Source organism: Actinosynnema sp. NPDC023658 (assembly GCF_040639995.1).
Lineage (GTDB): Bacteria > Actinomycetota > Actinomycetes > Mycobacteriales > Pseudonocardiaceae > Actinosynnema.
The window spans coordinates 1-9,649 of the sequence record NZ_JBFAAX010000211.1; the positions used below are offsets into that span (position 1 = coordinate 1).

A 9,649-nucleotide genomic window follows, 5' to 3' on the forward strand; every position below is an offset into this window, starting at 1 on the left:
TACCGCTCGCCGACGACCGCCAGCACACCCGCCGCCGCGCCGGTGCGGCGGACCAGCAGCCGGCGGCGGCCCCTCTTGAGCACGTCGGCCAGGTCGGTGCGCACCGCGGGCGCCGGACCGTCCACTTCGGACTTCAAGGCGCCGCTCAACTCCTGCTCGTCTCGCCACATCACGCACTCTCCGTCAGGCGGTCTCGGGGGTGGCCGCGCCGCGGTAGGCCTCGCGGAGCGTCTGCAAGCCTCGGGCGGTCTGGCTCTTCACCGTGCCGGTCGAGCACCGCAGCGCCTCCGCCACCTGCTCCACCGACAGGTCGTGCGCGTACCGCAGCACCAGCACGGCCCGCTGTCGCGGCGGCACGTGCTGCAACGCGGCCAGCAGCGGCTGGCGCTCGTCGCTGGAGTGGTCGGCCTCGACCGCCGACTCCGGTGGCGAGGCCACGGCCTGCTCGCGCTTCCGGCCGCGACGCCGGGAGTCCAGGAACACCCTGGTCACGACGGTGCGCAGGTACGCCTCCGCGCTCTCGTGCCGCACCTTGGACCAGTGCGCGTACATGCGGACGAAGGCGGTCTGCGCGATCTCCTCCGCCTCGCCCCAGTCGCCGCACAACGCGTGCGCCGTGCGTCGAGCCCGGTCGAACCGGCTCGCGAAGAACAGGGAGAACTCGTCGTCGCGTCCCACCCGTCGCCCTCCCCCGATGTCCTGCGGTCACGTGGAGTACGCACTTGTCCGCCGGCGGGTTGCACCGCGCGCCGAGTTGCCGGTCCGGCAACTTTATTTGCCGATTCGCGAGGACCGCACGCAGGATCGCGGCATGGACACCAACGAGGAGTACTGGGAGACCTTCTACCGCGACCGCGGCCAGGTGTGGACCGGCAAGGCCAACGAGCTGCTGGTCCGCGAGGTCGCGCACCTGGCGCCCGGCACCGCGCTGGACGTGGGGTGCGGCGAGGGCGGCGACGCCTTGTGGCTGGCCGACCAGGGCTGGCAGGTGACCGCGGTCGACGTGTCCGCCACCGCGCTGGCCCGGGGGGCGGCACGGGCGGTGGAGGCGGGTCTGGCCGCGCGCATCGACTGGCAGCGGCACGACCTGGCGCGCTCGTTCCCGACCGGTCGGTTCGACCTGGTCTCGGCGCAGTTCCTGCACTCGTCGGTGGCCCCGGAGGGCGAGCGGGAGGACATCCTGGCGCGGGCGGCTCGGGCCGTGGCGCGCGGCGGGGTGCTGCTGGTCGTGGGGCACGCGGGCTGGCCGAGCTGGCTGGCGCACCAGCCTCCGGTGGACTACCGGTTCCCCACCAACGCCGAGGTGCTGGCCTCGCTGGACCTGGGCGCGGAGTGGGTGGTGGAGGTGGACGAGTCGGTGGAGCGCGAGATGACCGGCCCGGAGGGCGAGCACGGCACGCGCTCGGACGTCGTGCTGAAGCTGCGGCGGGGCTAGACCCGGGCCAGCAGGTCGGTCAGCGCGCGACCCAGGGGCAGGTCCACGCGCACGGTCGCGAGGGCGTCGCCCCTGGTCTCGCCCTTGTTGACGATGAGGACGGGCTTGCCGGCGGTCGCGGCGCGGCGGACGAACCGCAGGCCCGACATGACGGTCAACGACGAACCGAGCACCAGCAGCGCGTCGGCGGAGTCGACCAGCCGGTAGCACTGCTCGACGCGCGTGCGCGGCACGTTCTCGCCGAAGAACACCACGTCCGGTTTCAGCACGCCCGAGCCGCAGGCGGCGCAGCCGACGAGCCGGAACGACCGGACCTCGTGCTCGGGCAGGTCCACGTCGCCGTCGGGGTTGACCCTGGTGGCGGTGGCCTCGAAGGCGGGGTTGGCGGCGCGGAACCGGCGGTCGAGCTCCTCCCGGGGGCTGAGCGCGCCGCAGTCCAGGCACACCACCCGGTCCAGGCTGCCGTGCAGCTCGACCACGTCGGGCGTGCCGGCGGCCTGGTGCAGGCCGTCGACGTTCTGCGTGATGACGCCGGTGAGGTGGCCGCGGGCGTGCAGCTCGGCCACCGCGCGGTGGCCGGTGTTGGGCGCGGCGCGGGCGATGGTCCGCCAGCCGAGGTGGCTGCGCGCCCAGTACCGGCGCCTGCCCTCGGCGCTGCCGACGAACTCGTCGTAGGTCATCGGGGTGTGCTTGCGCAGGCTGCCCGCCGCGCCGCGGTAGTCGGGGATGCCCGATTCGGTGGACAGGCCGGCGCCGCTGAGCACCAGCACCCGTCCTTCCGCGACCACCCGCACGACCTCGTCCAGGCTGGTCGTGCGCGGCAGCGGCACGCCGGTCGGCGTCCAGCTCAGGGTCGGCCGGGTGCGCATGGCCCCCACTTTACGTGCGGTCCGGAGGTGGGCCGGTGGACTCGCGGACCACCAGCTCGGGCGGCCGGACGTCGACCGGCCCGGCACCGACCTCGTCGAGCGAGGCGAGCAGGACGCGGGCCGCCGCGCGGCCGAGGCCGACCAGGTCCTGCCGCACGGTGGTGAGCTGCGGGTACACCAGCTCGCCCAGCGGCAGGTCGTCGTGGCCGATCACGGACAGCTCGCCGGGCACGTCCACGCCGAGCCGGCGGGCCGCGCTCATCCCCGCCACGGCCATGGAGTCGTTGGCGAACAGCACGGCGGTGGGGCGGCGGCGGTCGGTGAGCAGCTTCCCGACGGCGTCGACCGCGCCGGCGGCGGTGAAGTCGGACACGAGCGAGTGGCTGGGCGTGAGGTCGTGGGCGGCCAGCGCGTCCTCGACCACACGTCGCCGGTGGAGCGTGTGCACGCGGTCCTCGGGGCCGGACACGTAGGCGATGCGCCGGTGGCCGAGCGACACGAGGTGCTCGACGGCCGCGCGGACGCCGTTGTCCGGGTTGCCCGCCTGCACGGACGGCACCGGGTCGTCGCGCCACGGCGTGCCGACCAGGACGGTGTCCACCCCCAGGCCGCGCAGCAGCTCGAACCGGGTGTCCCCGATCCGGCTCTCGGTGAGCACGACGCCGTCGACCCGGCGCTCGTCGGCCAGCCTGCGGTAGGCGGCCTCCTCCGCGCTCGGCTCCTCACCGACGATGTGCAGCAGCAGGCCGTACCCGAGCGGGGACAGCTCGCTCTCGATGCCGGAGATCAGCAGCGTGAAGTGCGGGTCGGCGCTGAGCAGGTCCGGCGACCGCCTGGCGACCATGCCGATCGCGCGGGTCTTCGCGCCGCGCAGGGCCACGGCGGCGGCGGACGGCGACCACTGGAGCTTGTCCGCGGCGGTCAGGACGCGTTCGCGGGTGGGCGCGGAGATGCTCCCCTTGCCGTTCACGACCTTCGACACGGCCGCGACCGACACCCCGGCGAGGGCGGCGACGTCCGCGATCGTCGGCTTGCCCTGTCCCCGTCTCGGCACCCGGTGAACGTTACACCGGTCAGTGCCTGCACCTCGACAGAACCATTGGTTAAACGATATACCTGTGCGATGCAGCGCAACTCCGCCAAGCTCACCGCCCCGGACGGCACGCCCGAGGTCTGGGTAGGCGTGAACTACTGGTCGCGCACCGGCGGCCCGCTGATGTGGCCCGACTACGACCCGTCCGTGGTGGACGAGGAGCCGCGCACCATGCGCGCCCACGGCATCGGGCTGACCCGCAGCTTCTTCCACTGGCCGGACTTCATGCCCACCGAGGACGCGCTGGACGGGGAGCTGCTCACCCGGTACGACGACTTCCTCGACCGGCACCGCGCGCTCGGGATGCGGACGATCCCGACGTTCGTCGTCGGGCACATGTCCGGGCAGAACTGGGACCCGCCGTGGCGCGACGGGCGGGACGTCTTCAGCGACGAGTCGTTCCTGGACCGGCAACGGTGGTACGTGCGCTCCCTGGCGAGCCGGTGGAAGGACCACCCGGCGGTCGCGGCGTGGCTGCTGAGCAACGAGATCCCGATCTACGCCGACTGGAGGTCCCGCGGCATCGGCACGCTCGACGCGGACGCGGTGACGGCGTGGGCGGCGGCGCTGATCGGGGAGGTGCGGGCGGCGGGCGCGACCCAGCCGGTGTCGGTCGGTGACGGCGCGTGGGGCGTGGAGATCACCGGCCTGGACAACGGCTTCCGGGTGCGCGACCTCGCGCCGCTGATCGACTTCCACGGCCCGCACGTGTACCGGATGGAGGACGACCAGCTGCGGCTGCACCTCGGCGCGGCGTTCGTCTGCGAACTGCTCGACATCGGCGGCAGGCCGGTGGTGATGGAGGAGTTCGGCGTGACCTCCGACTACGTCTCGGAGGACAACGCCGCCCACTACTACCGGCAGGTCCTGCACACGACGCTGCTCGCGGGCGCGACCGGCTGGATCCCGTGGAACAACACCGACTACGACGACCTGGCCGACCAGGACCCGTACCGGCACCACCCGTTCGAGATGCACTTCGGGCTGACCGACTCCTCGGGGCGGCCGAAGCCGCAGCTGCGGGAGGTGCACGCGTTCACCGAGGTGTTGCGGCGCACGGACTTCGGCCGGTTGCGGCGGCCGGACACGCGGATCGCGTTGCTGGTGTCGTCGTACCTGGAGGCCCGGTACCCGTTCACGCAGCGCGAGGACGCGACGAGCGTGGTCGCCAACTCCCGGCAGGCCTACCTCGCGGCGCGGGAGGCGGACCTGCCCGTGGGCGTGGCGCGCGAGCTGGACGGCGTGCCGGAGGACTGCGCGCTCTACCTCGTGCCGTCGGTCAAGCAGCTGACCGCGCCGACGTGGCGCACGCTGGTGGAGCGCGCTTCGGCGGGCGCGGTGGTGTACGCGTCGTACTTCGTCGGGGAGCACCGGACGCAGCGCGGACCGTGGTGGCCGAAGCTGGACGAGACGTTCGGCGTGGTGAAGCAGCTGCGGTACGGGTTGGTCGACCCGATCGAGGACGACTCGGTGCGGATGGTGTTCCAGCGGGACTTCGGCGGCATCGACGCCGGTGAGGAGCTCGTGTTCCGGGTCGGCGGCACGGCCGAGTCCCGTGCGTTCCTGCCGGTGGTGCCCGCCGGGGCCGAGGTCGTCGCAGTGGACGGGCACGGGCGGCCCGCGCTGCTGCGCTACCGGGTGGGTGACGGGTGGGCGGTGCTCTGCACGTACCCGGTGGAGCACATGGCCGCGATGACGCCGCGGGTGAACCCGGAGCCGACGTGGCGGCTGTACGCGGCGCTGGCGGCGTTCGCCGGGGTGCCGCCGAGGGTGTCGGTCGACGACCCGTCGGTCATGACCGGGTTGATGGAGCACGAGGACGGGCGCGTGTTCGCGTGGTTCGTGAGCCAGCACGCGGAGCCGGTGGTGGTGGAGCCGTCGGTGGTGGACGGATCGTTGGTGTCGTTGGACGGTGAGCCGGTGGTGTCCGTTTCGCTGGACGCCTTCGGCGTGGTGGTGATGGAAGTGGGGAACGCATGAAGATCGCGGCGGCCGATGTCGTGGTGACCAGTCCGGGGCGGAACTTCGTCACGCTGCGCATCACCACGGAGGACGGCATCACCGGGCTGGGCGATGCCACGCTCAACGGCCGTGAACTGGCGGTGGAGGCGTACCTGCGGGAGCACGTCGTGCCGCTGCTGATCGGGCGGGACGCGTCGGCCGTCGAGGACACGTGGCAGTACCTGTACCGGGGCGCGTACTGGCGGCGCGGTCCGGTGACCATGGCCGCGGTCGCCGCCGTCGACACGGCGTTGTGGGACATCAAGGCGCGCGCCGCCGGGATGCCGCTGTACCAGTTGCTCGGCGGTGCGTGCCGGGTCGGGGCGCTGGCGTACGGGCACGCGTCCGGGCGCGACCTGCCCGAGCTGTTCGACTCGATCCGGCTGCACCTCGACCGAGGGTTCCGGGCGATCCGGGTGCAGACCGGCATCCCGGGGCTGGACACCGTGTACGGGGTGGCGGCGTCGGCCGCCGGCGGCGGTGACCGGTACGACTACGAGCCCGCCCGGCCCACGGCGTTGCCGGTGGAGGAGAGCTGGGACACGCGGGCGTACCTGCGGCACGTCCCGTCGGTGTTCGAGGCGGTGCGGTCGGAGTTCGGCCCGGCGTTGCCGCTGCTGCACGACGGCCACCACCGGATGACCCCGATCGAGGCGGCCCGGCTGGGCAAGGCGTTGGAGCCCTACGACCTGTTCTGGTTGGAGGACGCCACGCCGGGCGAGGACCAGGCGGCGTTGCGGCTGATCCGGCAGCACACCACCACGCCGCTGGCGATCGGTGAGGTGTTCAACTCGATCCACGACTACACCACGCTGCTGAGCGAGCGGTTGATCGACTACGTGCGTTCGGCGGTCACCCACGCGGGCGGGGTGACGGGGTTGAAGAAGGTGCTGGACTTCGCCGCCGTGCACGGCGTGAAGTCCGGGGTGCACGGACCGACGGACATCTCGCCGGTCGGCATGGCCGCCGCGCTGCACCTCGACTTGGCCGTGCACAACTTCGGCATCCAGGAGTACATGCCGCACACGGCGGAGACGCTGGAGGTGTTCCGCACGTCCTACACGTTCGTGGACGGCCTGCTGCACCCGTCCGACTCGGTGGGGTTGGGGGTCGAGCTCGACCTGGACGCGGCCGGCCGGTTCCCCTACCGCCCCGCGTACCTGCCGGTGAACCGGCTGGCGGACGGCACCCTCCACGACTGGTGAGCGACCGGCGCGGGCACGTCCGGCCGGACCAAGCGGCCCACCCGGTCAGAACCGGTAGACCGCGCGCACCACGGCGGCGTCGTACGGGCGGTTGCCGGACTGGACCGGCACGGCGTCCGGCGGGCGGGGGCCGACCAGCGAGGCCGCCTCGGCGGGCAGCCCGGCCCAGTGGTCGATCACGCCGACCTCCAGCGTCGTGCCGGGGTCCAGGTCGCAGGTGATGTCGCGGGCCGCCGGGCCGTACAGCTCCAGCGTGGGTGCGGGCAGGTCCGCGTCACCGAACCGGCAGGCCCGCCGGCCGCGGTCGGACAGCGTCACCTGGGTCCGCCACGCCCCCGCGGTGGGCGTGACGCGGAACGTGACCGTCCGGGCGGAGGCCTCGGTCGTGCCGAGCACGGTCGCGGCGGGCGCGGGGAGGCCGAGCTGGGGTGCGTCGGCACGCATCAGCGGCTCGTTCAGCAGCGGGTACGTCCCGGTCAGCGTCACCCGTTCCGGGTCATCCCCCAGCACCCGCGAGGTCCACGCGTCGGGCGCGGGGTCGGCGGAGACCCAGCTCGTCCGGCCGGTGTCGGTGTCCTGGAGGTAGATCAGCGAGTCCGGGCGCGGCTCGTCCGGCGCGAACCCGAACCGCACGGCGCCGGTCGCGATCAGCGCCACCGCCACCAGTGCCGCGGCGGACGCCACCAGACCGGGCCTGGGCGAGGTCATCAGCAAGGGGAGCAGCAGGATGCCCGCCAGCATCGCGAACACCACCCCTACCGCGCTCAACGGCATGCCCAAGGCCACCATCACCGTGCCGACCAGCGGCGGGTAGATCGCGGCGGCGACCAGCGGCGGGAGGAACGCGAGCCGCGTCGTCCACAGCGCGGGCAGGCCGAGCAGCAGCGTCCACTGGAACAGGAAGCCGGCGCCCGGCATCGCCACCGTCGTGGCCACCAGCAGCACGGCCGTCACGACCAGCACCCCGGCCGTCACCTCCGCCGACGTCCAGCGGCGCACCAGCCGTGCCGCCGCGACCAGGACCGCCAGTCCCAGCACCACGAACCCGGCGACGAACCAACCCCGTTCATAGGGCTCCGACAGCGCCAGGAAACCCAGGCCCGGCCGCACCGCCGCCACCAGCAGCCACACCGCGAACGACAACGCGCCCGCCACGACCGCCGCGCCGACCGCCACCCCGGCGACCGCGCCCACCGCGCGCCACCGCAGACGTCCACGGCGGACACCCACGACCAGCAGCACCGCCGTCGCCACCACCGTCACGGCGGCGAGCACCACCGCGAGCCACGTCGGGTAGTGCACCAGGACGCGGGAGAACAGGTCGAAGTAGACGGCGTCACCGCCGCCGCCACCGGCCCGCAGGTCGCGGTCGCCCAACGCCCGCACCAGCCCGACCATCGTCTCCCCGTGGTGCTGGAGGCTGCCCCGGTCCAAGCGCTCCACGTCGTCGCGAGGCGAGTGGTAGTCGTCGACGTGCTCGATGAACGCGCTGTCCAGCCCGCGCGCGCCGGCCGAGTGGAACACGGTGAAGTCGCTGTAGTTCGGCATCCGCCGGTAGACCTCGTAGGCGAACGAGTTCGCGATGGGCCTGCTGCTCGCCCCGCCGAACGCCGACACGAGCGGCTCGTTGTCCGCGCCCGTCTGGAACATCCACACCGGCCCGCCGCTGCCGCGCGCCTCCCAGTTCAGCACCGCGCCGACCTCGTCGACACCGTTGCGCCGCACGAAGGCCTCCGCGCCGAGCGTCCCCGCCTCCTCGCCGTCGGTGAACAGGAACACCACGTCGTTGCGCACCGGACTGGTGGTCAGCGCGCGCATCGCCTCCAGCATCGCCGCGACCGCCGCGCCGTCGTCGGCCGCGCCCGGACCCGTGGGCACCGAGTCGTAGTGCGCGACCAGCAGCAACGCCTTGCCGCCGCTCACCGACGGATCGGTGCCGCGCACGCGGGCGACGACGTTGTGCGCCGTGGCGACGCGGACCACCCCGCGCCACGGCACGACGACGTCGTCGGACTCCACCGCCACGTCGGCCCCGAGGGTGCGGGCGGTGTCCGCGACGTAGCCGCGCACGCGCTCGTTGTCCGCCGACCCGATCGGGTGCGGTCGTTGGGCGACGGAGCGCAAGTGCTGCTCGGCGCGTGCGGCGGCGAACTCGCCCGCGGGTGCGTCCGCCAAGGGCTCGGGCGGCCGGAACGCCAGCACCGCGAGCACCCCGACCGCGGCGATCACCGCGAGCACGACCGCCACCCACACCCGTCCGAGCCCGTCGATCATCGGGAGACCCTAACGCGGTGGGAACGCGATCGGCAGGGCGCGAACAGCGCCCTGCCGCACCGCGCGTGACCGTCCCCGCCCGACGGACCTAGGCACCGTTCTGCGCGTCGATCATCCACTGCCCGCCGACCTTGACCATCGAGTAGACGTGCTGCTCGACCGCGGTCGCGCCGGACTTGTAGGTGTACGACACGGTCGCCGCCACCTGGTCCGGGCCGACGGACCGGACGTCGCTCACGTTCACCGCGCTCATCTGCCCCCAGAAGGCCTGGTAGTCCCCGAAGGTCTGCGCCCGAGTGGCCTTGAACCCGTCGGTCAGCCGGGCGTACGCGGTGTCGAGGTCGCTCGGCAGCAGGCCGTAGTAGGCGCTCAACGCCTGGTCCGGGCCGACCTCGGCGGGCGGCTGGACCGTGCCGGGGTCGGGGCTGGGCTCCGTCGTCTGCGGCGGGGCGGCGGTGGTCGTGGTCGCGGCGGGTTGTTCCTGGGTCGTGCCGGCGGGCGGGTTCTCGTTGGCGGCGCCGGAGGTCGTCGGGGCGGCGGTCGCGCTGGTGGTGGTCGGTCCGTTAGCGGACGGTGAACCGCCGTCACCGTCGCGGTTGAGCAGGTACACCACGACCGCGACGGCGATCAGGGCCACGATCGCGAGCGCGACGAGCGCCTTGCGGTCGCCCCGCTTCTCCTCGCCGGGGGCGGTGGTCGACGTCCGGTCGGCCGGGCCGGGGTGCGCGGGCGGCGGCGCGGCGGGACGGGCGGGCGGCGGTGAGTGGTCGGC

At 73.5% G+C, this 9,649-nt stretch carries 7 protein-coding genes and 1 pseudogene; 3 read left to right on the top strand and 5 right to left on the bottom strand.

What is annotated here, in order from left to right; genetic code table 11:
- Nucleotides 1–183 precede the first annotated feature (183 nt).
- Nucleotides 184–678 carry a SigE family RNA polymerase sigma factor gene (locus tag AB0G02_RS21030; protein ID WP_360796977.1) on the bottom strand — a complete coding sequence of 165 codons (495 nt, stop codon included), beginning with the start codon at nt 676–678 and terminating at the stop codon, nt 184–186.
- Between the two features lie 133 nt (nt 679–811).
- Between AB0G02_RS21030 and AB0G02_RS21035 the strand changes: the two genes are divergently transcribed.
- Nucleotides 812–1,435, top strand: coding sequence for a class I SAM-dependent methyltransferase (locus tag AB0G02_RS21035; protein ID WP_360796979.1), 624 nt, complete (start codon nt 812–814; stop codon nt 1,433–1,435).
- Here AB0G02_RS21035 and AB0G02_RS21040 read toward each other — a convergent pair.
- Together AB0G02_RS21040 and AB0G02_RS21045 are read right to left on the bottom strand one after the other, a co-directional pair.
- Nucleotides 1,432–2,304 (bottom strand): NAD-dependent protein deacetylase, encoded by an 873-nt coding sequence (locus tag AB0G02_RS21040; protein ID WP_360796981.1) that lies wholly within the window; start codon nt 2,302–2,304, stop codon nt 1,432–1,434. The two genes, AB0G02_RS21035 and AB0G02_RS21040, sit on opposite strands and share 4 nt — an antisense overlap.
- A 10-nt stretch (nt 2,305–2,314) precedes the next feature.
- A complete protein-coding gene (locus tag AB0G02_RS21045; protein ID WP_360796983.1) occupies nt 2,315–3,358 on the bottom strand; it encodes a LacI family DNA-binding transcriptional regulator in 1,044 nt (347 codons plus the stop codon).
- Between the two features lie 69 nt (nt 3,359–3,427).
- Between AB0G02_RS21045 and AB0G02_RS21050 the strand changes: the two genes are divergently transcribed.
- Nucleotides 3,428–5,377: a cellulase family glycosylhydrolase gene (locus tag AB0G02_RS21050; RefSeq protein ID WP_360796985.1), complete on the top strand. Its 1,950-nt coding sequence runs from the start codon at nt 3,428–3,430 to the stop codon at nt 5,375–5,377.
- A complete protein-coding gene (gene manD / locus AB0G02_RS21055) occupies nt 5,374–6,603 on the top strand; it encodes a D-mannonate dehydratase ManD (RefSeq protein ID WP_360796986.1) in 1,230 nt (409 codons plus the stop codon). Before AB0G02_RS21050 ends, manD begins: the two co-directional genes overlap by 4 nt.
- 45 nt (nt 6,604–6,648) lie before the next feature.
- On the opposite strand, the gene AB0G02_RS21060 is transcribed toward manD, so the two are convergent.
- On the bottom strand, nt 6,649–8,877 hold the full coding sequence (locus AB0G02_RS21060) for a M20/M25/M40 family metallo-hydrolase (RefSeq protein WP_360796988.1): 2,229 nt from the start codon (nt 8,875–8,877) through the stop codon (nt 6,649–6,651).
- Between the two features lie 88 nt (nt 8,878–8,965).
- Nucleotides 8,966–9,649 (bottom strand): annotated as a pseudogene (locus AB0G02_RS21065) (hypothetical protein); the annotation flags it as partial.